Source organism: Pseudomonas maioricensis (assembly GCF_022790535.1).
Lineage (GTDB): Bacteria > Pseudomonadota > Gammaproteobacteria > Pseudomonadales > Pseudomonadaceae > Aquipseudomonas > Aquipseudomonas maioricensis.
This window is the reverse complement of sequence record NZ_LOHG01000001.1, coordinates 20,443-41,470: the sequence shown is the minus strand read 5'-3', so window position 1 is coordinate 41,470 and position 21,028 is coordinate 20,443. Positions and strand designations below refer to the sequence as shown.

General features: G+C 57.8%; 22 protein-coding genes and 1 other RNA gene. 12 read left to right on the top strand and 11 right to left on the bottom strand.

The window, feature by feature from the left end; genetic code table 11:
* Positions 1-70 precede the first annotated feature (70 nt).
* Positions 71-481 (top strand): flagellar basal body-associated protein FliL, encoded by a 411-nt coding sequence (locus AUC61_RS00195; RefSeq protein ID WP_243243937.1) that lies wholly within the window; start codon positions 71-73, stop codon positions 479-481.
* A gap of 3 nt (positions 482-484) precedes the next feature.
* Here AUC61_RS00195 and AUC61_RS00190 read toward each other — a convergent pair whose 3' ends face one another.
* Entirely contained in the window at positions 485-934 is a 450-nt protein-coding gene (locus tag AUC61_RS00190; RefSeq protein ID WP_243243935.1) for an EVE domain-containing protein, read from the bottom strand.
* A 194-nt stretch (positions 935-1,128) separates the two neighbouring features.
* Between AUC61_RS00190 and AUC61_RS00185 the strand changes: the two genes are divergently transcribed.
* The gene (locus tag AUC61_RS00185) at positions 1,129-1,281 is read left to right on the top strand and encodes a hypothetical protein (RefSeq protein ID WP_087271945.1); all 153 of its coding nucleotides are present in this window, start codon (positions 1,129-1,131) and stop codon (positions 1,279-1,281) included.
* A 116-nt stretch (positions 1,282-1,397) separates the two neighbouring features.
* On the opposite strand, the gene AUC61_RS00180 is transcribed toward AUC61_RS00185, so the two are convergent.
* From AUC61_RS00180 to AUC61_RS00165, 4 genes are all read right to left on the bottom strand, one after another.
* The gene (locus tag AUC61_RS00180) at positions 1,398-2,000 is read right to left on the bottom strand and encodes a 5-formyltetrahydrofolate cyclo-ligase (protein ID WP_243244332.1); all 603 of its coding nucleotides are present in this window, start codon (positions 1,998-2,000) and stop codon (positions 1,398-1,400) included.
* Between the two features lie 111 nt (positions 2,001-2,111).
* Positions 2,112-2,290: non-coding RNA, 6S RNA (gene ssrS / locus AUC61_RS00175), on the bottom strand.
* A 31-nt stretch (positions 2,291-2,321) separates the two neighbouring features.
* A complete protein-coding gene (locus tag AUC61_RS00170) occupies positions 2,322-2,651 on the bottom strand; it encodes a cell division protein ZapA (protein ID WP_027902405.1) in 330 nt (109 codons plus the stop codon).
* Positions 2,648-2,857 (bottom strand): TIGR02449 family protein, encoded by a 210-nt coding sequence (locus AUC61_RS00165; protein ID WP_027902404.1) that lies wholly within the window; start codon positions 2,855-2,857, stop codon positions 2,648-2,650. Before AUC61_RS00165 ends, AUC61_RS00170 begins: the two co-directional genes overlap by 4 nt.
* A 160-nt stretch (positions 2,858-3,017) precedes the next feature.
* Here AUC61_RS00165 and AUC61_RS00160 point away from each other — a divergent pair, with 160 nt between their 5' ends.
* From AUC61_RS00160 to gcvH, 8 genes are all read left to right on the top strand, one after another.
* Positions 3,018-3,572, top strand: coding sequence for a YecA/YgfB family protein (locus AUC61_RS00160; protein ID WP_243243933.1), 555 nt, complete (start codon positions 3,018-3,020; stop codon positions 3,570-3,572).
* A gap of 78 nt (positions 3,573-3,650) precedes the next feature.
* The gene (pepP, locus tag AUC61_RS00155; RefSeq protein ID WP_243243932.1) at positions 3,651-4,994 is read left to right on the top strand and encodes a Xaa-Pro aminopeptidase; all 1,344 of its coding nucleotides are present in this window, start codon (positions 3,651-3,653) and stop codon (positions 4,992-4,994) included.
* The gene (ubiH, locus tag AUC61_RS00150; protein ID WP_243243930.1) at positions 4,991-6,178 is read left to right on the top strand and encodes a 2-octaprenyl-6-methoxyphenyl hydroxylase; all 1,188 of its coding nucleotides are present in this window, start codon (positions 4,991-4,993) and stop codon (positions 6,176-6,178) included. The genes pepP and ubiH overlap by 4 nt, the downstream gene beginning before the upstream one ends.
* 58 nt (positions 6,179-6,236) lie before the next feature.
* Positions 6,237-7,451: a 2-octaprenyl-3-methyl-6-methoxy-1,4-benzoquinol hydroxylase gene (locus AUC61_RS00145; RefSeq protein ID WP_243244331.1), complete on the top strand. Its 1,215-nt coding sequence runs from the start codon at positions 6,237-6,239 to the stop codon at positions 7,449-7,451.
* A 207-nt stretch (positions 7,452-7,658) separates the two neighbouring features.
* Positions 7,659-8,660: an extracellular solute-binding protein gene (locus AUC61_RS00140; protein WP_243243928.1), complete on the top strand. Its 1,002-nt coding sequence runs from the start codon at positions 7,659-7,661 to the stop codon at positions 8,658-8,660.
* Positions 8,661-8,811: 151 nt separating this feature from the next.
* Positions 8,812-10,428, top strand: a complete 1,617-nt coding sequence (locus tag AUC61_RS00135; RefSeq protein WP_243243926.1) for an ABC transporter permease — start codon at positions 8,812-8,814, stop codon at positions 10,426-10,428.
* Between the two features lie 154 nt (positions 10,429-10,582).
* A complete protein-coding gene (gene gcvT / locus AUC61_RS00130) occupies positions 10,583-11,665 on the top strand; it encodes a glycine cleavage system aminomethyltransferase GcvT (RefSeq protein ID WP_243243925.1) in 1,083 nt (360 codons plus the stop codon).
* Between the two features lie 46 nt (positions 11,666-11,711).
* The gene (gene gcvH, locus AUC61_RS00125) at positions 11,712-12,095 is read left to right on the top strand and encodes a glycine cleavage system protein GcvH (RefSeq protein WP_122667063.1); all 384 of its coding nucleotides are present in this window, start codon (positions 11,712-11,714) and stop codon (positions 12,093-12,095) included.
* 57 nt (positions 12,096-12,152) lie between these two features.
* Here the strand turns inward: gcvH and AUC61_RS00120 are convergent, their stop codons facing one another.
* From AUC61_RS00120 to AUC61_RS00100, 5 genes are all read right to left on the bottom strand, one after another.
* Positions 12,153-12,476 carry a DUF2388 domain-containing protein gene (locus tag AUC61_RS00120; RefSeq protein ID WP_027901291.1) on the bottom strand — a complete coding sequence of 108 codons (324 nt, stop codon included), beginning with the start codon at positions 12,474-12,476 and terminating at the stop codon, positions 12,153-12,155.
* A 174-nt stretch (positions 12,477-12,650) separates the two neighbouring features.
* Positions 12,651-13,094, bottom strand: coding sequence for an NfeD family protein (locus AUC61_RS00115; protein WP_243243924.1), 444 nt, complete (start codon positions 13,092-13,094; stop codon positions 12,651-12,653).
* A 10-nt stretch (positions 13,095-13,104) separates the two neighbouring features.
* A complete protein-coding gene (locus AUC61_RS00110) occupies positions 13,105-14,025 on the bottom strand; it encodes an SPFH domain-containing protein (protein WP_122667065.1) in 921 nt (306 codons plus the stop codon).
* 228 nt (positions 14,026-14,253) lie between these two features.
* A complete protein-coding gene (tfpB, locus tag AUC61_RS00105) occupies positions 14,254-16,038 on the bottom strand; it encodes a type IV pilus assembly ATPase TfpB (protein ID WP_243243922.1) in 1,785 nt (594 codons plus the stop codon).
* Positions 16,039-16,145: 107 nt separating this feature from the next.
* Complete coding sequence (locus AUC61_RS00100) at positions 16,146-16,493, bottom strand: hypothetical protein (RefSeq protein ID WP_243243920.1); 348 nt, start codon at positions 16,491-16,493, stop codon at positions 16,146-16,148.
* A gap of 138 nt (positions 16,494-16,631) precedes the next feature.
* Between AUC61_RS00100 and AUC61_RS00095 the strand changes: the two genes are divergently transcribed.
* Both AUC61_RS00095 and ppx read left to right on the top strand, forming a co-directional pair.
* Positions 16,632-17,096, top strand: coding sequence for an Lrp/AsnC family transcriptional regulator (locus AUC61_RS00095; protein WP_243243918.1), 465 nt, complete (start codon positions 16,632-16,634; stop codon positions 17,094-17,096).
* A 230-nt stretch (positions 17,097-17,326) separates the two neighbouring features.
* Complete coding sequence (gene ppx, locus AUC61_RS00090) at positions 17,327-18,829, top strand: exopolyphosphatase (RefSeq protein WP_122667093.1); 1,503 nt, start codon at positions 17,327-17,329, stop codon at positions 18,827-18,829.
* Here the strand turns inward: ppx and ppk1 are convergent.
* Positions 18,816-21,023, bottom strand: coding sequence for a polyphosphate kinase 1 (gene ppk1, locus AUC61_RS00085; protein WP_122667068.1), 2,208 nt, complete (start codon positions 21,021-21,023; stop codon positions 18,816-18,818). The two genes, ppx and ppk1, sit on opposite strands and share 14 nt — an antisense overlap.
* Between the last annotated feature and the right edge of the window lie 5 nt (positions 21,024-21,028).

The following is a 21,028-nucleotide window of genomic DNA, read 5'->3' as shown; positions in this document are numbered from 1 at the left end:
CATGATCCGCCCTGATACTCATGCATAAGCTCAAGTAAGCTAGGCGGCAAACCGGATAAAGGAGTGGACTGTGAAAGCGTGGATCTTGATGTTACTGGCCCTGACGTTGCCGACCATGGCGCTGGCTGAAGAAGCAGCGAAAGAAGGCGAGGCGCCCAAGGTTGCCTATGTATCCCTGACGCCACCGTTCGTGGGCAATTACGCACTGGATGGCGGCCCGAAGCTGCGCGTTTTCAAAGCCGATGTCGCCTTGCGTGTGACTGGCACGGAAGCACAGGCCGCAGTAAAACGTAACGATCCGCTGATTCGTAACCAGCTAGTTGCGCTGTTCACTCAGCAAACCGTCGACACCATGAGCAGCGCCGAGGCCAAAGAGAAGTTGCGCCAGGAAGCGCTCAAGCAGGTTCAGCAAGTGATGAATGACGAAGAAGGCAAGCCAATCGTTGAAGACTTGCTGTTCAACAACTTCATCGTTCAGTAAACGTTAACGCAGTGCCAGGATCGCCGCCCATTGTTCGGCGGTCACTGGCATTACGGACAAACGAGTACCCTTCTGTACCAGTGGTAATTGCTCCAGCGCGCTTTGCTGCTTCAGATAACTCAGGCTTAGCACTTTCGGGAAGGCGTCGACAAAGCCTACGTCGACGGCGCTCCATTGATTTTTGTCCGCATTGGCTTTGGCATCGTAGTAATGACTTTGCGGATCCAGCGCCGTCGGGTCCGGATATGCCGCTTGCGTGATGCGCGCGATACCGGCAATGCCTGGCTCTGGGCAGCTGGAGTGGTAGAAGAAGAATTCATCGCCTACGGCCATGGCGCGAAGAAAGTTACGCGCCTGATAATTGCGAACGCCATCCCAGCGGGCTTCGCCAAGCCTTTTAAGGTCAGTGATAGAGAGCTCATCAGGCTCTGATTTCATCAGCCAGTAGGCCATTTTTGTTGCTCCTGAAATGTGTCGCGGACAAGTTGTCAGACAGTTTCATGACAAACCGACAGTCGGCTGACGTCAACGTTTGCGTGTGCGCACGTGTTGTCGCAGAATGCCGGGATTTTAAGCTCCACGCTGCTGCACGGCCTATACAAAAACCGATGCTGACATCGTATTGATTTGCCTAAGGAGGGCAGTCAATGAAACGCAAGCCGGATTTACTTTGGATTTTGGTTATTTTGTTCGGCTTGGGTGTCGTCACTACCGGTTACGCGCAAAGCTTGTGGTCCAGCAAAACTGATGCCCCTGTTGAAATCACCCAACAGCAGCAGAAGTATCCTTCGCGGCATTGAGCTGCACACCTGTAGGAGTGAGCTTGCTCGCGATAGCGTCAACGCAGGCGATATTCATCGGCTAGCAGACCGAATCGCGAGCAAGCTCACTCCTACAGGGCCGTAAACGCCGCGTTTTACGCCAAGTACCACCGGCGATCCGACACTGTGCCGTCCAGCGGCACGTCCCAACTGGCCTGAGCCAGACGCTCGACCTTCTGACACTCATGAGCAAGCCCGAGCAGCGCTGGTTTAAGCCACGTTTTTCTGCGGGAGCGATAGGCCAGGCTACGGTCATAAAAACCTCCGCCCATCCCCAGTCTTCCACCCTCGTCGTCAAAACCTACCAGTGGCATCAGGATCAGATCCAGCGCCCAGATTTTACGCTGTCGGGCCAGGTTGATACGCGGTTCGGGAATGCGGAAGCGGTTGGGTTTGAATTTCTCTCCAGGCTTTACCCGCTGGAAAACCATTTTGGTTCTGGGCCACGCACTGAGTACTGGAAGATAGGTCGCTTTACCGCGCTTTTGAGCCGCGCGCAGTAATAGACGCGGATCAATCTCACCGTCCATAGGGAGGTAAAGCGAGATATGCCGCGCGCGACGAAACAGAGGGTGCTGAACTAACTGACGATAGAGGCCGCGTGCCGCTTCACGCTGCTGGCTGGTGCTCAGGGCGCGACGCGCCATACGTAACTTGCGGCGCAATTGCTGGCGTGTCAGCGGAGCTTCACTGGTCATGAGCGACGGGACATGCAGACTGATCCATAACGGTTGAACCAGAACCGAGGACGCCAGAGCGACGACCTCGCGGATATCGTTGTCGGGCAAAACCGGCAACGAACAAAATTGAGACTCCCCGACGAACCGCTGTCGGTGTAGCCCTTGAACCCGAAAGTTCAAGGTGGAGATTGCAGGAGGTTTTAAGGCTTTCCGTCGAGCGGACATGCACACCAACCCCAACGTGCAACCCCCGTGGTTGTGCGTATCGGCTCAGGGACATGACCGACTGGCAAGCACTCCAGGGAGCGGGCGCAAGTATACCGAAACTAGCCGGAGAATTCAGCCCCGAGGCGCATCCGGAGGCAAATCGGAGTCTGTGGCGAGCACCAGATCAACGCGATCGAGCAGGTCGCGGACCTGTTCGCGGGTCGAGCCACTGGCCTGCAGGTCTGGCAGATCCTGCTTATGCAGCAAATCATGAGTAATGTTCAACGCCGCCATCACCGCGATCCGGTCAGCACCGATTACTTTGCCGCTGCTGCGGATTTCACGCATCTTGCCATCCAGGTAACGCGCGGCGCTGACCAGATTGGTGCGCTCCTCCTGAGGGCAGATGATCGAATATTCTTTGTCGAGGATCTGTACGGTGACGCTGTTGCCATTGCTCATGAGTCTTGCTCCAGGGCCTTGAGGCGCGAAATCATTGTCTCGACCTTTTGCCGGGCGATTTCGTTTTTTTCAATCAAATGCGCGCGTTCCTCGCGCCACGACTTTTCCTGAGCTAATAGGAGTCCGTTTTGGCGTTTTAGTTGCTCGACACGAGTGATCAGTAATTCCAGTCGGGCCATCAGCGCTTGCAGGTCGGTGTCTTCCATTGTTTCCCACTGAATACTTTCTGATGAGTGGCACAGGAGCTGGCTTTACGCCACGGCCTCTGAAGCGCCGCCTAAGGCCGCGTAGATGATCTTGTGGCCCGGATAGTCTAGGATACAGACCTTCATTCTAGACACTGAGCCGATTGGCGACTAGCTACCCATGCCTATTCAGAATTCCCCGTACAAAGCCTTCGCCACCCTGCTCAGCAGCAGCGGTCACCCTGTGTCTCCCGCCGAGCTGCATGGCCTGTTGCTAGGTCGCAGTTGCGCCGGTTCCGGCTTTGACGCCGGGGACTGGTTGAACGATGCGGCCGAGCTGCTCGAGTCCGCGCCCGAAGACAATGTCCGTCAGGCGTTGATCGGTTTGCAAGAGATGGTCAAAGGCGAGCTGACCAGCGACGACATGACTGTCGTGTTGCTGCTCCCAAGTGACGACGAACCGCTGGGCGAACGTGCCATTGCGCTTGGTCAATGGTGCCAGGGCTTCCTGACCGGCTTCGGTCTGACGGCGGGAGACACTGCGTTGAGCGCCGAGGCCATGGAAGTGTTGCAGGATCTCGCTGCCATCGCTCAGGTACAGGATGCGCTGGAAGAGTCCGACGACGGCGAGAGCGACTACATGGAAGTCATGGAATACCTGCGCGTCGCGCCGTTGCTGCTGTTCACCGAGTTCAACAAAGCCGTTGCTGCCGAGCCAAAGCCTTCCTTGCATTGATCCTTCATCGCCGCTTTTGCGGTCATCGTCCATGATCTTCGACGATGGCCGCAGCGCTCAAAGGGAATCCGCCTGCCTATGATCCATATCCCGAAGTCGGAATACGCTCGTCGACGCAAGGCCTTGATGGCGCAGATGGAACCCAACAGCATCGCCATCCTGCCCGCTGCTGCCGTGGCGATCCGCAATCGCGATGTCGAGCATGTTTATCGTCAGGACAGCGACTTTCAGTATCTGAGCGGCTTCCCCGAACCCGAAGCAGTGGTGGTGTTGATCCCCGGCCGTGAATACGGCGAGTACGTGCTGTTCTGCCGTGAGCGTAACCCTCAGCGTGAACTCTGGGATGGGCTGCGCGCTGGCCAGGAAGGCGCTATTCGTGACTTCGGTGCCGACGACGCCTTCCCGATCAATGACATCGACGAAATCCTGCCTGGCCTGATTGAAGGCCGTGACCGGGTGTACTCGGCAATGGGCAGTAACGCAGAGTTTGATCGGCACCTGATGGAATGGATCAATGTCATCCGCTCCAAAGCTCATCTGGGCGCGCAGCCGCCGAACGAATTCGTTGCCCTGGATCACTTGCTCCACGACATGCGCCTGTATAAATCGGCGGCAGAAATAAAGGTGATGCGCGAGGCTGCGCAAATTTCTGCCCGTGCGCACGTGCGCGCCATGCAGGCGTGCCGCCCGGGGTTGTATGAGTTCAGTATCGAGGCAGAGCTCGATTATGAGTTCCGCAAAGGCGGCGCGAAGATGCCCGCTTATGGCTCCATCGTTGCCTCGGGCCGAAACGCCTGCATCCTGCACTATCAGGAAAACGATGCGCTGCTCAGGGATGGCGACCTGGTGATGATCGACGCCGGCTGTGAGATTGATTGCTACGCCAGTGACATCTCACGAACCTTCCCGGTCAGCGGCAAATTCTCCCCTGAGCAGAAAGCTATCTATGAGCTGGTGCTCAAGGCTCAGGAGGCAGCCTTTGCGGCCATTGGCCCGGACAAGCACTGGAACCAGGCGCACGAGGCGACGGTTCTGGTTATTACCGAAGGCCTGGTGGAGCTGGGCTTGCTACAAGGCGATGTGGACGAACTGATCGCCGACGAGGCGTACAAAGCTTTTTACATGCACCGGGCCGGACACTGGTTAGGGATGGACGTGCATGACGTGGGTGACTACAAGGTCGGCGGCGAATGGCGGGTACTGGAAGTCGGCATGACCCTGACGGTCGAGCCGGGTATTTATATTGCGCCGGACAACCAACAGGTCGCGAAAAAATGGCGAGGTATCGGTGTGCGAATCGAGGATGACGTCGTGGTGACCAAAAAAGGCTGTGAAATTCTTACAGGTGGCGTGCCCAAGTCTGTCGCAGAAATCGAGGCGTTGATGGCCGCCGCCCGCAACCAACCGGAATTCGCAGCATGAGCCGTTTCAATCTGGCAATCGTGGGCGGCGGCCTGGTCGGTGCAAGCCTCGCCATGGCGTTGCAGGCCGGTGCCAAAGAGCGAGGCTGGAAGATCGTGTTGATCGAGCAGTTCGCACCAGGCGATACCTATCAGCCTAGCTATGACGCTCGCTCTTCGGCGCTGTCGTTCGGCGCTCGACAAATTTATGAGCGTCTCGGGCTGTGGCAAGCCATCGCCCGCCGCGCCGAGCCTATTCTGCAAATTCAAGTGTCAGATCGCGGTCGGTTCGGCTCTGCGCGCTTATCGGCAATGGAAGAAGGCGTGCCCGCCCTCGGCTACGTGGTAGAAAACGCCTGGCTGGGCCAGTGCCTCTGGCAAGGCCTGGACAAGGACGTGGTCAGCTGGAGGGTTCCGGCTGAAGTCAAACACATGCAGGCGTTGCCCAATGGCTATCGTCTGCTGCTTGACGACGAAACCGAGCTGGAATGCGATCTGGCGGTTCTGGCTGACGGCGGCCGCTCAAGTCTGCGCGAACAGTTGGGCATAGGCGTTCGTCAGCGCCCCTATAATCAGAGCGCACTGATCGCCAATATCACCCCGAGCGAAGCCCATTGCGGCCAGGCATTCGAGCGTTTCACCGATGAAGGCCCGATGGCCCTGTTGCCGCTGCCGGAAAATCGCTGTGCGTTGGTCTGGACCCGCACGGGGGCCGACACTCAGCGCTTGCTCGAACTGGACGACCGCAGCTTCCTCAACGAACTGCAGACTGTATTCGGCTATCGCCTCGGTACGCTGCAGCAAGTCGGGGCGAGGCATGTCTATCCGCTGAATCTCATCGAAGCCGAAGAACAAGTCCGCTCACATCTGGTCGTACTGGGTAACGCAGCGCACAGCCTGCACCCGATTGCCGGGCAGGGTTTCAACCTGTCGCTACGGGATGCCCATGCGTTGGCGCAGACGTTACTGACCAGCGGCACGCTGCCCGGCGACCTGTCGACGTTGCAGCTCTATCGCGAACAACAGCGTCTGGACCAGCAACTCACGGTCGGTTTTTCAGATCAGGTCACCCGCTTGTTCGGCAGCAACCAGCCGCTGATCGCGGCAGGGCGTAACCTCGGCTTACTCGGTCTTGATTTGTTGCCCCCGGCCAAGCGCTGGTTTGCGCGGCAGGCAATGGGGCTGGGAACCCGACCCAATGTTTGATCTTCAGTCTCTTAACCACCGGCTCACGCCTACAGCGGGAACGATTTAAAGCATGGAAATCCGCGCAGATCTGCTGATTGTCGGAGCCGGAATGGTCGGCAGCGCCCTGGCGCTTGCACTTCAAGGCAGCGGCTTGAACATTGTCGTGGTCGATGGCGGCCCGCTGAGCGTCAAGCCGTTCGACTCCCAGGCCATGTTCGAACCTCGGGTCAGCGCGTTGTCTTCCGCCAGCCAGCGGATCCTGCAACGCTTGGGCGCGTGGGAAGGCATCGCCGGGCGTCGCACCAGCCCCTACGGCGAAATGCAGGTCTGGGATGGCAGCGGCACCGGGCAGATTCATTTCTCGGCTGCCAGCGTGCATGCCGACGTACTCGGCCATATCGTTGAAAACCGTGTTGTTCAAGACGCCTTGCTGGACCGTCTGCATGATTGCGATATCGGCCTGCTGGCCAACGCGCGGCTGGAGCAAATGAGACGCTCTGGCGACGATTGGTTGCTGACACTGGCTGACGGTCGCCTGCTACGGGCACCGCTGGTCATTGCCGCTGACGGCGCCAACTCGGCTGTCCGACGCCTGACCGGGACTCAAACCCGTGAGTGGGACTACCAGCATCACGCTATCGTGACGAGCGTACGGACCAGCAACTCGCACCGCAAAACTGCATGGCAACGTTTTACCGATAATGGTCCGCTGGCATTTTTACCGTTGCAGCGTGAAGGCGAGCATTGGTGCTCCATTGTCTGGTCGGTGACTCCAAAAGAAGCAGAACGACTGACAGCCCTTGATGATGAAACCTTCTGCCGTGAGCTTGAACAGGCCTTCGAGGGGCGTCTGGGTTCAGTTGTGGCCGCAGACCCTCGCGTGTGCGTGCCATTGCGCCAGCGCCACGCCAAGCGTTATGTCGCTGAAGGCCTGGCCTTGATCGGCGACGCCGCACACACCATCCACCCACTGGCAGGCCAGGGCGTAAACCTGGGCTTCCTCGACGCCGCAGTGCTGGCCGAAGTGTTATTGCATGCCAGCGAGCGCGGCGAACGTCTGGCCGATGTGCGTGTGCTGAGCCGCTTTGAGCGTAGGCGCATGCCCCACAACCTGGCTCTGATGGCCGCTATGGAAGGCTTTGAGCGCTTGTTCCAGGCAGATCAACTGCCATTACGCTGGTTGCGCAACACAGGTCTGAAAATGGTTAATCAGGTCCCTGAAGCCAAAGCGACATTCGTGCGACAGGCTCTGGGGTTGAGTGGGGACTTGCCGGAGTTGGCTCGGCTGTAGACCGCAACAGACCTGTGGGAGCCGGGCTTGCACGCGATACAAACACCTCGGTGCAGCAGACATATCGCGTCATCGTACATCGCGGGCAAGCCCGGCTCCCACAAGACTGAGGCACAATTTCGCAACATTCTGTTACGCGTCTATCCAGACGTGGCAAATGGGATTAACTACCATTTCGCCTCATTTTTGAGATTGCGAGACCCTTCCATGCAGGCGAGCAAGCGTCTTCTGGCTGCTTTGACACTGACAGTGCTTGGCAGCACAGCCCAGGCTGCCGACGAGGTAGTGGTTTACTCCTCACGAATCGATGAACTGATCAAACCGGTATTTGATGCGTACACCGCCAAGACCGGCGTGAAGGTCAAGTTCATCACCGACAAGGAAGCACCGTTGATGCAGCGCATCAAGGCCGAGGGCGAGAACGCCACAGCCGATCTGCTGCTCACCGTCGATGCGGGCAACCTCTGGCAAGCCGAACAGATGGGCATTTTGCAGCCATTCACCTCACCGGTGATCGACGCCAATATTCCTGCGCAATATCGCTCCTCGACTCATAGCTGGACCGGCCTGAGCCTGCGCGCCCGGACCATCGCCTATTCGACTGATCGTGTTAAACCCCAAGAGCTGACCACCTACGAAGCTCTGGCAGGTAAGGACTGGGAAGGTCGCCTGTGCCTGCGTACCGGCAAAAAGGTTTACAACCAGTCGCTGACCGCAACCCTGATCGAAACCCACGGCGCCGAGGCCTCCGAGAAGATCCTCAAGGGCTGGGTGAACAACCTGTCCACCGACGTATTCTCCGACGACATCGCCGTGCTGGAAGCGATCAATGCCGGGCAATGCGATGTCGGCATCGTCAACACCTACTACTACGGCCGCCTGCACAAGGAAAACCCTGATCTGGCAGTGAAGCTGTTCTGGCCGAATCAGTCGGACCGTGGCGTGCACGTCAATCTGTCCGGTATCGGCCTGACCAAATACGCCCCTCACCCGGAAGCTGCCAAGGCCATGGTCGAGTGGATGACTGGTCCGGAAGCACAAGCGATCTTCGCGGGTACTAATCAAGAGTTTCCGGCCAACCCGAAAGTCGCGCCTTCCGAGGAAGTTGCGAGCTGGGGTCAGTTCAAGGCTGATACCATCCCGGTCGAAGTCGCAGGCAAGCGCCAGGCCGAAGCGATCCGCATGATGGATCGGGTTGGCTGGAATTGATTACCGCCTGAACGCATATTCCTCCTGTGGGAGCAGAGCTTGCTCGCGATAAGGGCACCGCGATATCAGATAGATCGCGTCGCTCTTATCGCGAGCAAGCTCTGCTCCCACAGGCGTTTCCAACAGACTGATTCTGCTGCAGAGAGCCCTCTTGGCCCACCCCGCCCAACGCCGCTGGTATCCGCTGGTCTTCGCCATCGCTGCTTTGGTGCTGCTGCCGCTCAGCGTTTTGCTGATGTCGTGGCAGACCATCGACATGCAGATCTGGTCGCACCTGTGGGAAACACAGATGCCACGCCTGCTAGGCAACACCCTGACGCTGATCGTTGGGGTCGGCGTTGGGGTTACCTTGCTCGGCGTCAGCCTCGCGTGGCTCACCAGCCTGTGTGAATTCCCCGGGCGACGCTGGCTGGACTGGGCCTTGATGCTGCCTTTTGCAATTCCGGCCTATGTGCTGGCCTTTGTGTTTGTCGGCCTGCTGGACTTTGCAGGCCCCGTACAAACACTGTTGCGCGAGTGGTTCGGCACCGGGCTGCGACTGCCACGCGTACGCTCCACCGGCGGCGTGATTATCGTGCTGGTGCTGGTGTTTTATCCCTACGTGTACCTGCTTGCCCGCACCGCGTTTCTCGCGCAGGGCAAAGGTTTGATGGAAGCCGCAAGAGTCCTCGGCCAAACGCCTTGGCAAGCGTTCTGGCGCGTAGCACTGCCCATGGCACGCCCTGCCATTGGTGCGGGGGTGGCACTGGCGCTGATGGAAACCCTCGCCGATTTCGGCGCGGTTTCGGTGTTCAACTTCGATACCTTCACCACCGCCATTTATAAAACCTGGTACGGCTTCTTCAGCCTCTCCAGCGCAGCGCAGCTGGCCAGTTTGCTGCTGCTGGCGGTGATGATCGTGCTGTACGGAGAACGCCGAGCCAGAGGTGCGAGCCGGGCGACCAACGAGCGGCCTCGGGTCAAGGCGCTTTATCACCTGCGTGGTATCAAGGCGGCAGCCGCCAGTAGTTGGTGTGGGCTGGTATTCATCTGCGCCTTTGCGATCCCGCTGTTGCAACTCATCGTCTGGGTCTGGCAACGCGGGCGCTTCGATCTGGATGAACGCTACACCGGGCTGATCCTGCACACCTTGTATCTGGGTAGCATAGCAGCGCTCATAACCGTGAGCGTGGCGTTGGTACTGGCATTTGCCCGACGCCTGGCCCCGACTCCAGCGATCAACTCCGGGGTCGGTCTTGCGAACCTGGGCTATGCGCTGCCTGGCTCGGTACTGGCCGTGTCGATCATGCTTGCCTTCAGTTATCTGGATCGCGTGCTGGTGATCCCTGTGTCCAGTTGGCTCGGGGGTGCGGGCAAACCGTTGCTGCTGGGAAGCCTCGCCGCGTTGCTGTTGGCCTATCTGGTGCGTTTCATTGCAGTGGCCTATGGACCGCTCGAGAACAGCCTGTCACGCATCCGCCCTTCTCTACCGGAAGCAGCACGTAGTTTGGGTGTCAGTGGGCCCCGATTGTTTTTCAAGGTGTATCTACCGTTGCTGGTCCCTGGCGCACTCAGCGCAGCGTTGCTGGTCTTCGTCGATGTGCTCAAGGAGATGCCCGCCACCCTGCTGATGCGCCCGTTTGGCTGGGACACTCTGGCGGTGCGCATCTTCGAGATGACCAGCGAAGGCGAGTGGGCCCGCGCTGCCCTGCCCGCCCTGACGCTGGTTCTGGTTGGCCTGTTGCCGGTCATCGGCTTGATCAGACGCTCGGCTCGTCAATTTCGTTAGATGCGGGTCTACAACCTTGCGGCTACAATGCGCCGCAATCGGTGTGGTCTGTCAGACTGTTCGACATGTTGCTATCTGTTCTACACCCCAATTCACGGGGGCATGTGAGCACTCTGCCTGTCCGCATCTTCGCCACGCCCGGAAGGAGAAACCCATGGGACAGCGCACGCCGCTTTTTGACCTGCACCTCGCGCTTGGCGCGAAGATGGTCGATTTTGGTGGTTGGGACATGCCGTTGCATTATGGATCGCAGGTCGAAGAGCACCATCAGGTGCGCCGCGACTGCGGTGTGTTCGACGTCTCACACATGCATGTGATTGATGTAACAGGCAGCCAGGCAAAAATCTGGTTGCAGTACTTGCTCGCCAATGACGTCGACCGGCTGAAAAATGTCGGGCAGGCGTTGTATAGCGCAATGCTCGATAACGATGGCGGGATCATCGACGACATGATCGTCTACCTCACCGACAGCGGTTACCGACTGGTGGTCAACGCCGCCACGGGTGAGAAAGACCTGGCCTGGATGTTCGTGCATCTGAATGACTTCGATGTTCAGTTGAACAAGCGTAATGACCTGTCGATGTTGGCCATCCAGGGCCCCAACGCCCGAAACAAGATCGCCGAACTGGTCAGCGCCTCCCGCGCCGAACTTATCCGTCAGCTCAAGCCGTTCGAAGGTCGCGACGATGGCGACTGGTTCATAGCCCGCACCGGGTACACCGGCGAAGACGGGCTGGAAATCATTCTGCCGTCGCAACAAGCACCTAGTTTCTTCAATGATCTGGTGGGCGCGGGTATTTCTCCGATTGGTCTGGGTGCAAGAGACACCTTGCGCCTTGAAGCAGGGATGAACCTTTATGGCCAGGACATCGACGAGCAGGTCACGCCACTGGTAGCCAATATGGCCTGGACCCTCGCCTGGGAGCCGACTTCGCGCAAATTCATCGGACGAGCAGCTCTGGAAGCCGAGCGCGCACGGGGCATAGCGTCAAAACTGGTCGGACTGGTACTCGAAGAGCGCGGCGTTTTGCGTGCTCATCAGGTGGTCCGTATCGCAGAAATTGGCGAAGGAGAGATCACCAGTGGTAGTTTCTCTCCTACGCTAAGCAAGTCGATTGCCTTGGCACGTGTGCCCATGGCCACTGCTGACCGTGCCGAAGTCGAAATTCGTGGCAAATGGTACCCGGTTCGCGTGGTGAAGCCCGCGTTTGTACGTCATGGCAAAGCCCTGATCTGAATTTTCCTGGCGGGTTTACCGCTGACCCGATTTTGAGGATGACTAAATGAGCAATATCCCCGCCGAACTGCGTTTTGCTGAAAGCCACGAGTGGGCGAAGAAAGAAGGTGACTTGATCGTTGTCGGTATTTCCGATCACGCTCAGGAAGCGCTGGGTGACGTGGTATTCGTCGAGCTGCCAGAAATCGGCAAGGTCTTCGCTGCTGGCGACGCTGCAGGTGTCGTTGAATCGGTGAAAGCCGCTTCCGATATCTATTCGCCGATTGCTGGCGAAGTCGTCGAAGTCAACGAAGCGCTGGCCGATGCGCCGGAATCGTTGAATAACGACTCTTACGGTGCCTGGATTTTCAAGATCAAGCCAAGTGCAGCGGATGCCGACCTGGCAAAACTGCTGGATGCTGCAGGTTACAAGGCCGCTATCGGCGAATAAGCCAAACAGCCCGCCATAAAAAATGCCGCTCATTGAGCGGCATTTTTTTTCCTGCAATTACTGGTTTTCAGCAACCAGATTCTTGGCCAGGATGGCGTTGGCCAGATCCATGTCCGAAGCATTGAGGCCTGGGTTTTCACTGCGAACCTGCTGGATGGCAGCTTCCAGGAAAGGACCACGGATGCCGCCGTCGCTGGCAACGAAGCTGCCTGCGTCGTCTTGAGCAGCCACGATCAGCTTGTGATCCTTGAAAGTCAGGTAGGTGGAGCCGGTAGTGGCACCAGAGGAAATAACATCACGCCAGAACCCAGCGTCAGCCATTGCTGAACCGACCGGGAGAGAGAGCAGAGCAAACGTGGCGACAGCGAGCTTGAGACGCATGGTGAAGTACTCCAACAGTGATTGTTCTGAAACTGTTGGATGTCGGGAGTGATGCGGTAGTTCCATGTGGGAGCCGAGCTTGCTCGCGATAGGGACGACACCTATCTCAGATGCATTACGTCCAGCCTTATCGCGAGCAAGCTCGGCTCCCACAGGTGCTGCACCGGCCCCCACCTAAATCGCCTCAACCCGCAATATCGCCCCATCCTGGCCAATCACCCGCACCTGCGTGCCCACTGGCGAGTCTGGCCCACTGGCCAGCCATACGCCATCGCCGACCTTGATCTTGCCGCGACCGTCGACAATTGCGTCCTGAACGACAAAAACACGACCGATCAACTCCTGGCCGCGCATATTCAAACCGGGTTGATCGGAAGGCCGGTTCACCGTTCGCTGGCGGCGCCACCAATAGACGGCGGTCAGCACCGAGGTCACTGCAAAGAGCAAGAACTGCAGGGTCCAGAGCATGCCGGGAATGATGAACGTCAGCACCCCGACCGCTGCAGCTGCTACGCCCATCCACAACAGATAGCCGCCCGCGCCGAACACTTCAAGAATCAACAGCACGGTGCCTAACCCCAACCAATCCCAGAACGACAGGTTTTGCAGGTATTCCATAGCGCCCGCCTCAGACCTTCTTGCTGTCAAAAGTGGCCTTGACGATTTCGCCGATGCCACCGACGGCGCCAATGACCTGACTGGCCTCCAGAGGCATCAGGATGACTTTACTGTTATTGGCTGAAGCCAGTTTGCCCAGCGCATCAATGTACTTCTGCGCGACGAAATAATTGACCGCTTGAACATTGCCGCTGGCGATCGCTTCGGACACCACCTGAGTGGCTCGCGCTTCGGCCTCGGCTTGACGCTCACGCGCTTCAGACTCCAGAAACGCCGCCTGCCGGCCGCCTTCAGCCTCAAGAATCTGCGCCTGCTTCTTGCCTTCAGCCGTCAGAATCGCCGACGCCCTCAGGCCCTCGGCTTCGAGAATTTGCGCCCGCTTGATCCGCTCGGCTTTCATCTGACCGGACATGGCGGCCATCAGATCGGCTGGCGGGCTGATGTCCTTGATTTCAATCCGGGTGATCTTGATGCCCCACGGCGCCGTGGCTTCATCCACCGTGCGCAGCAGCCGCTCGTTGATGTTGTCACGCTGGCTGAGCATCGCATCCAGCTCCATGGAGCCCAGTACGGTGCGGATGTTGGTTTGCAGCAAGTTGCGAATGGCATGCTCGAGGTTGTTCACCTCGTAGGCCGCCTGCGCGGTATTCACCACCTGAAAGAAGCACACCGCATCGATTTGCACCGTTGCGTTGTCAGCTGTGATCACCTCCTGCGGAGGAATGTCGAGCACGCTTTCCATGACATTGATTTTGCGCCCGATACGGTCCATCACCGGCACGATGATGTTCAGGCCTGGCTTGAGGGTTGTCGTGTAGCGGCCAAAGCGCTCGACCGTCCATTGGTAGCCCTGCGGCACAACCTTGAAGCCCATGAAGACGATGGCGATTGCCAGCGCAACGAAAAGTAAAACCACACTGCCCAGTTGCATAACATTTCCCTGTTGGTTACGAACGGTTATCAGGGAGCTATTTAGTCAGACTTCGGCCACAGAAAGCCAATGATTCGATGGAATATTGGTTCTGGATGTGAACTTTAGAGCAGCGCGGGCTCTTCGTAGGAGCGGCTTCAGCCGCGAGGGCTTCACACATGGAAGAGACTGCATCGTCAGCAACCAAGTCCTTCCGGCTAAAGCCTGTCCTACGGGGCTGCGTTGACCTCAGCGCTGCTCGCTCTGCGGCGTCACGCGCAGTACTTCTTCAAGCGTAGTCAGCCCTGCGGAGACTTTCTGGGCGCCGGACAGACGCAAGCTGCGCATGCCCTCCTTGAACGCCTGGCGGCGCATCGCCGTGAGGTCAAGATCAGCGCTGATCAAGCCTTGAACGCCATCGGACATCAACATGATTTCATACACCCCGGCACGGCCACGGTAACCGGTATCACGGCACTCCACGCAACCTACTGCCCGGTGCGCTCCCGCAGGGACTGGCGCTTGCCAGGGACGGGTCAAACTCTGCCAGTCGCCTTCGTCGAGCTGCACGGGAGCCTTGCAGTGCGGACACAAGGTTCGCACCAGCCGCTGCGCCATGACGCCGAGGATGGTGGCTTTGAGCAAATAATGCGGCACCCCAAGCTCCAGCATCCGGCTGATCGCACTCGGCGCGTCATTGGTATGCAGTGTCGAAAGCACCAAGTGACCGGTGAGCGCCGCCTGAATAGCCATTTCGGCGGTTTCCAGATCACGTATCTCGCCGATCATGATGATGTCCGGGTCTTGCCGCATCAACGCGCGTATACCGCTGGCGAAAGTCAGGTCGATGTTGTGCTGAACCTGCATCTGGTTAAAAGCGGGCTCGACCATCTCGATAGGGTCTTCGATCGTGCACAAATTGACTTCAGAGGTCGCGAGCATCTTGAGCGTGGTGTAGAGCGTGGTGGTCTTGCCCGATCCAGTGGGCCCGGTAACCAGAATGATGCCGTTGGGTTGGCGGGTCATCCCTTCCCAACGTCGCAAGTCATCGTTGGAAAAACCCAATTGATCAAAGTTTTTCAGCAGCACTTCCGGATCGAAGATCCGCATGACCATCTTTTCCCCAAACGCGGTAGGCAGCGTCGACAAACGTAGCTCGACCTCACCGCCATCGGGCGTGGTGGTTTTGACGCGCCCGTCCTGAGGCTTGCGCTTCTCGGCAACGTTCATACGCCCCAGGCTTTTCAAACGGCTGACAATCGCCATCGTCACCTGTGCGGGGAACTGATAGACATTGTGCAGCACACCGTCAATCCGGAAGCGTACCGTGCCTTGCTCACGACGGGGTTCGATATGTATGTCGCTGGCTCGTTGCTGAAACGCGTACTGGAACAGCCAGTCGACGATGTTGACGATATGCGCGTCGTTCGCGTCAGGTTCCTGATCGCTGGCTCCCAGTTTGAGCAGCTGTTCAAAGTTGCCCATGCCGCTGATTTTCTGATCCGTCGCGGCAGCGCCACTGACGGATTTGGCCAGTCGATAAAACTCCACTGCAAGCCGCTGAATATCAGTCGGGTTGGCCACCACACGTCTGATTGGCAGCTTCAGTACATGAGTCAGGTCGGCTTCCCAGGCACGCACATACGGCTGTGCACTGGCGATGGTTACAGAATCACGATCCACCGCCACTGCCAGAATTTTGTGGCGCTGGGCAAACGCGTAAGACATCAGCGGGGTAACCGACGCCACCTGGATCTTCAACGGGTCAATGCGCAGGTAAGGCTGCCCGCTTTGCGCGGCAAGCCAGGCAGTCAGTGTTTCCAGATCCAGCTTGCGCCCCGGGCGCTTGAGGTCGTCGAGCTGTTGCGCGGCGATAAATTCCAGAGGGTGCAGTTGCAGGTTCGCGGCGCTGCGGCGCTGCGTCAACGCTTGCTCGGCGCTGTTCTGATCAATGAACTCTTGGGCGACCAGATCGCGCAGCAGATCATTCAGATCCAGCCAACGGTCCTGTGATGATGAGGCGTGAGCTGACATGCGGATTCCTTTGGACAATTCGGTTCAAACGAACCAAGAGTAGCCCCCAGCGTGTCAGTTATTTCGGCATATGCGTACACATGAGTGACGTTTTCTTTCAGCCTGGCTCAACCGACGGCTAGGGAAACCGTTGAGGTTGAGACGTGTGGCTGAGCAACTTGTTCCAGCTCAACTGAACAGACATTGATCAGGCTGCGCATTTTTTCCGCAATGACCTGCGCCCGGTGCCAGGTCAGGTGGGTGACTTCGACATCGATGGCCAGCGCGTCGTCCTGCTGTAAAACGTTGACCTGACGAGGTATCAGGTACTGCATCGCAAACAGATTCAACACTCGACACAGCGAATCGGCCTCAGCTTCGATAATAATTTCAAAGCGCGCATAGCAATGGGCATTGTCGGCCGACCAGCTGTCTGGACGGTGTGGCAGAGAGGTGACGGCTTCGAGATTGGGCATGTTGGCCTCTGCGATGTCGAGGTTTGAACGATTGAAGAAATTCTTACATGCAGAAAAAGAAATTTCTGGTCCATGATTGATTGATTTAGTCTCAATAAGACTTGTTAATGCTCGCTATGGATTAATCAGGAAATAATTATGCAAATCGAGCTGGATGCGTACGATCGCAAGATCCTCGCGCTGCTGCAGGAGGACGCTTCGCTGTCCAGCGCGCAAATTGCCGAGCAGGTAGGTTTGTCCCAATCGCCCTGCTGGCGCAGGATTCAGCGGCTTAAAGATGAAGGGGTTATTCGCCGCCAGGTTTCCCTGCTGGACCGAAAGAAAATTGGCCTGAACACGCAGATCTTTGCCGAGGTGAAGCTCAATGCTCACGGGCGCTCGAACTTCACGGAATTCACCGAGGCGATTCGCGGCTTTCCCGAAGTACTGGAATGTTACGTGCTGATGGGCTCAGTCGACTTTCTGCTGCGCATCGTGACGCCGGATATCGAGGCTTATGAGCGATTCTTTTTTGAAAAGCTGTCGCTGGTGCCGGGCATACAGGAGGTGAACTCAACCGTGGCGCTGTCGGAGATCAAGTCCACCACCAGTTTGCCGGTCTAATGCTCCGCCTGTAGGAGCCGAGCTTGCCCGCGATAAGAACACCACATATCCGAATATGATGGTGCTCTTATCGCGGGCAAGCCCGGCTCCCACAGGTATGCGTCAGGCCTGCCAATTAATTGATCCAGACCATGGATATAGCAGGCCAAGCGCCAGCTTCAAAGCTTCGCGTTGGCGTTAGCCATGGATCGTGGCACGATGGCGCGGTTATCGACCGAGATTTTCTGATCATGCCGCAATCCAAAGCCAAGAATCTTTCCCTGATCGCCGCCATTGACCTTGGCTCGAACAGCTTCCACATGGTGGTGGCCCAAGCCAACTCAGGTGATATCCGCATCCTGGAGCGCCTGGGAGAGAAGGTTCAGCTGGCAGCCGGCATTAACGAAGAGCGGCAACTCAACGAAGAATCCATGCAGCGCGGCCTCGATTGCCTGAAGCGCTTCGCACAGTTGATCAACGGCCTGCCGCTTGGTGCGGTGCGCATCGTGGGTACCAATGCCCTGCGTGAAGCACGCAACCGTAATGAATTCATCGTTCGCGCCGAGGAAATTCTGGGCCACCCGGTGGAAGTGATTTCAGGTCGTGAAGAAGCCCGCCTGATTTACCTAGGTGTGTCGCACACACTGGCTGATACTCCCGGCAAACGACTGGTAGCGGATATCGGCGGTGGCAGTACTGAATTCATTATTGGCCAGCGTTTTGAACCGCTGCTGCGCGAAAGCCTGCAGATGGGCTGCGTCAGCTTTACTCAGCGCTATTTCAAGGATGGCAAGATCACCCCGGCGCGCTATGCACAGGCTTACACTGCCGCGCGCCTGGAGATCATGAGTATCGAACACGCTCTGCATCGCCTGAAGTGGGATGAAGCCATCGGCTCGTCGGGCACTATTCGTGCGATCGGTCTGGCGCTCAAGGCCAACGGCCACGGTTCAGGTGAAGTGAACGCCGATGGCCTGGCCTGGCTCAAGCGCAAGCTGTTCAAACTGGGGGATGTCGACAAGATCGACTTCGACGGCATCAAGCCGGATCGCCGCTCGATCTTCCCGGCAGGCCTGGCCATTCTTGAAGCGATCTTCGACGCGCTGGAGCTGCAGCGTATGGATCACTGTGAAGGTGCGCTGCGCGAGGGTGTGCTATACGACCTGATGGGTCGCCATCATCATGAAGACGTCCGTGAGCGCACTCTGAGCTCGCTGATGGAGCGTTATCACGTAGACCTTGAACAAGCCGCACGTGTGGAACGCAAAGCGCTACACGCGCTTGAGCAGGTCGCTCACGCGTGGGACCTGGAAGACGACAGCTATCGGGAACTGCTGAGTTGGGCAGCCAAGGTTCATGAGGTGGGTCTGGACATCGCTCACTATCACTACCACAAGCATGGCGCTTACCTGATCGAGCACTCCGACCTCTCCGGTTTCTCACGGGAAGATCAGCAAATGCTTGCGCTGCTGGTACGCGGCCACCGTCGCAATATCCCCAAGGACAAGTTCGCCGACTTCGGCGCGGAAGGCGAGAAACTGATTCGTCTGTGCGTGCTGCTGCGCTTTGCGATCCTGTTTCATCACATTCGCGGCACGCAAGAAATGCCGCAGCCGGTTCTCACCGCCAACGGCAACAATCTTGATGTGGTATTCCCCAAAGGTTGGCTGGAAAACAACCAACTGACCCAGGCCGACTTCGCGCTGGAAGCGGAGTGGCTGACCCGGGTCGGTATCGTCCTCAGCGTACGCTGAGGACCGGGTTGCTCAGGCGCTCCAGCAGGGTCGCCTGAACGTTGCGCGCATTCTGATTGCCGGTCGGCGTGCTGCGCACGTAAGTGCCATCTGGCTGCAAGAGCCAGCTGTGGGTGTTGTCGGTCAGATAAAGCTCTAGTTCTTTCTTCACCCGCAGGATCAGCTTTTTACCCTCTACCGGGAAGCAAGTCTCGACGCGCTTGTCGAGGTTGCGCTCCATCCAGTCGGCGCTGGACAGGAACATCTGCTCGTCACCGCCGTTGAGGAAGTAGAAGACCCGCGTATGCTCCAGGAAGCGACCGATGATCGAGCGCACGTGAATATTGTGCGATACCCCCGGGATACCCGGACGCAGGCAGCACATACCGCGTACGACCAGATCAATGCGCACACCTGACTGACTGGCCTTGTACAGCGCCCTGATGATTTTCGGATCGGTCAGCGAGTTGAATTTGGCGATGATATGCGCCGGCTTACCGTCCACAGCGAACTGTGTTTCCCGGGCAATCATGTCCAGCATGCCCTTCTTCAGAGTGAACGGTGCATGCAGCAGCTTCTTCATGCGCAGGGTTTTACCCATGCCGATCAACTGACTGAACAGCTTGCCGACGTCTTCGCACAAGGCATCATCGGAAGTTAGCAAACTGTAGTCGGTGTACAGACGGGCGTTACCTGCGTGGTAGTTACCGGTTCCAAGGTGCGCGTAACGGACGATTTCGCCTGCTTCGCGACGCAATATCAGCATCATCTTGGCGTGAGTCTTGAAGCCCACCACACCGTAGATCACGACTGCGCCCGCGGCCTGTAGACGGCTGGCCAGTTGCAGGTTGGACTCTTCGTCAAAACGCGCACGCAACTCGATCACCGCAGTGACCTCTTTGCCGTTGCGGGCGGCATCGACCAGTGCATCAACGATTTCCGAGTTCGCGCCGCTGCGATACAGCGTCTGGCGAACCGCCAGAACGTGCGGGTCTTTAGCAGCCTGACGCAGCAGATCAACCACTGGCGTGAAGGATTCGTAGGGATGCAGCAGCAGAATGTCCTGCTTGCCGATCACGTTGAAAATGTTCTCGCTGTTTTGCAGCAGCTTCGGAATGGCCGGAGTGAACGGCTGGTATTGCAGCTCCGGATGGCTGTCCAGCCCGGTAATGCTGAACAGTCGCGTCAGGTTGACCGGGCCGTTGACCTGATACAGCTCGGACTCTGCCAGGTTGAACTGCTTGAGCAGGTAATCCGACAGGTGTTTAGGGCAGGTATCGGCCACTTCCAGACGTACCGCATCGCCATAACGACGGGAGAACAACTCGCCACGCAGTGCGCGGGCCAGGTCTTCCACGTCTTCGGAATCCAGCGCCAGGTCGGCGTTGCGAGTCAGGCGGAACTGATAGCAACCCTTGACCTTCATGCCTTGGAACAAGTCGTCAGCGTGGGCGTGGATCATTGACGAGAGGAAGACAAAGTTGTCGCCAGGACCACTGATCTCTTCCGGCACTTTGATCACACGAGGCAGCAAGCGCGGAGCCGGAATGATCGCCAGACCCGAGTCACGACCAAAGGCGTCGATACCTTCCAGCTCAACGATGAAGTTCAGGCTCTTGTTCACCAGCAGCGGGAACGGGTGAGTCGGGTCGAGGCCGATCGGTGTAATGATCGGCGCAATTTCGTCACGGAAATAACGACGTACCCAGGCTTTGAGCTTGGCTGTCCAGTGACGACGACGAATGAAGCGCACCTGATGCTTTTCAAGCTCAGGCAGCAGAATGTCATTGAGGATCGCGTATTGACGATCAACGTGGCCGTGCACCAGTTCACTGATGCGGGCCAGGGCCTGATGCGGTTGCAGACCATCGGCGCCGGCTTGTTCACGGGCGAAGGTGATCTGCTTTTTCAGACCGGCGACACGAATTTCGAAGAACTCATCGAGGTTGCTGGAAAAGATCAGCAGGAACTTGAGCCGCTCCAGCAATGGATAGGACTCATCCAGTGCCTGTTCCAACACGCGAATGTTGAACTTGAGCTGCGACAGCTCTCGGTGAATGTACAGACTGCTGTCGTCCAGATTTGGCACGACAATAGCCGGAACCGGCGGCGTCTCGACGATAGCGGGTATGACCTCGACGCTTGGCTCGACCACAGTAAGAACTTCCTGATCGTTGACTTCAACAGCAGCTTCGGTGAGTCCTTCGGTATTCATGAATG

Coding starts and splice junctions, on each gene's coding strand:
- AUC61_RS00190 (WP_243243935.1), bottom strand. CDS start 934: ATGGCCTACTGGCTGATGAAATCAGAGCCTGATGAGCTCTCTATCACT.
- AUC61_RS00185 (WP_087271945.1), top strand. CDS start 1,129: ATGAAACGCAAGCCGGATTTACTTTGGATTTTGGTTATTTTGTTCGGC.
- AUC61_RS00180 (WP_243244332.1), bottom strand. CDS start 2,000: ATGACCAGTGAAGCTCCGCTGACACGCCAGCAATTGCGCCGCAAGTTA.
- AUC61_RS00170 (WP_027902405.1), bottom strand. CDS start 2,651: ATGAGCAATGGCAACAGCGTCACCGTACAGATCCTCGACAAAGAATAT.
- AUC61_RS00165 (WP_027902404.1), bottom strand. CDS start 2,857: ATGGAAGACACCGACCTGCAAGCGCTGATGGCCCGACTGGAATTACTG.
- AUC61_RS00160 (WP_243243933.1), top strand. CDS start 3,018: ATGCCTATTCAGAATTCCCCGTACAAAGCCTTCGCCACCCTGCTCAGC.
- pepP (WP_243243932.1), top strand. CDS start 3,651: ATGATCCATATCCCGAAGTCGGAATACGCTCGTCGACGCAAGGCCTTG.
- ubiH (WP_243243930.1), top strand. CDS start 4,991: ATGAGCCGTTTCAATCTGGCAATCGTGGGCGGCGGCCTGGTCGGTGCA.
- AUC61_RS00140 (WP_243243928.1), top strand. CDS start 7,659: ATGCAGGCGAGCAAGCGTCTTCTGGCTGCTTTGACACTGACAGTGCTT.
- gcvT (WP_243243925.1), top strand. CDS start 10,583: ATGGGACAGCGCACGCCGCTTTTTGACCTGCACCTCGCGCTTGGCGCG.
- gcvH (WP_122667063.1), top strand. CDS start 11,712: ATGAGCAATATCCCCGCCGAACTGCGTTTTGCTGAAAGCCACGAGTGG.
- AUC61_RS00120 (WP_027901291.1), bottom strand. CDS start 12,476: ATGCGTCTCAAGCTCGCTGTCGCCACGTTTGCTCTGCTCTCTCTCCCG.
- AUC61_RS00115 (WP_243243924.1), bottom strand. CDS start 13,094: ATGGAATACCTGCAAAACCTGTCGTTCTGGGATTGGTTGGGGTTAGGC.
- AUC61_RS00110 (WP_122667065.1), bottom strand. CDS start 14,025: ATGCAACTGGGCAGTGTGGTTTTACTTTTCGTTGCGCTGGCAATCGCC.
- tfpB (WP_243243922.1), bottom strand. CDS start 16,038: ATGTCAGCTCACGCCTCATCATCACAGGACCGTTGGCTGGATCTGAAT.
- AUC61_RS00100 (WP_243243920.1), bottom strand. CDS start 16,493: ATGCCCAATCTCGAAGCCGTCACCTCTCTGCCACACCGTCCAGACAGC.
- AUC61_RS00095 (WP_243243918.1), top strand. CDS start 16,632: ATGCAAATCGAGCTGGATGCGTACGATCGCAAGATCCTCGCGCTGCTG.
- ppx (WP_122667093.1), top strand. CDS start 17,327: ATGCCGCAATCCAAAGCCAAGAATCTTTCCCTGATCGCCGCCATTGAC.
- ppk1 (WP_122667068.1), bottom strand. CDS start 21,023: ATGAATACCGAAGGACTCACCGAAGCTGCTGTTGAAGTCAACGATCAG.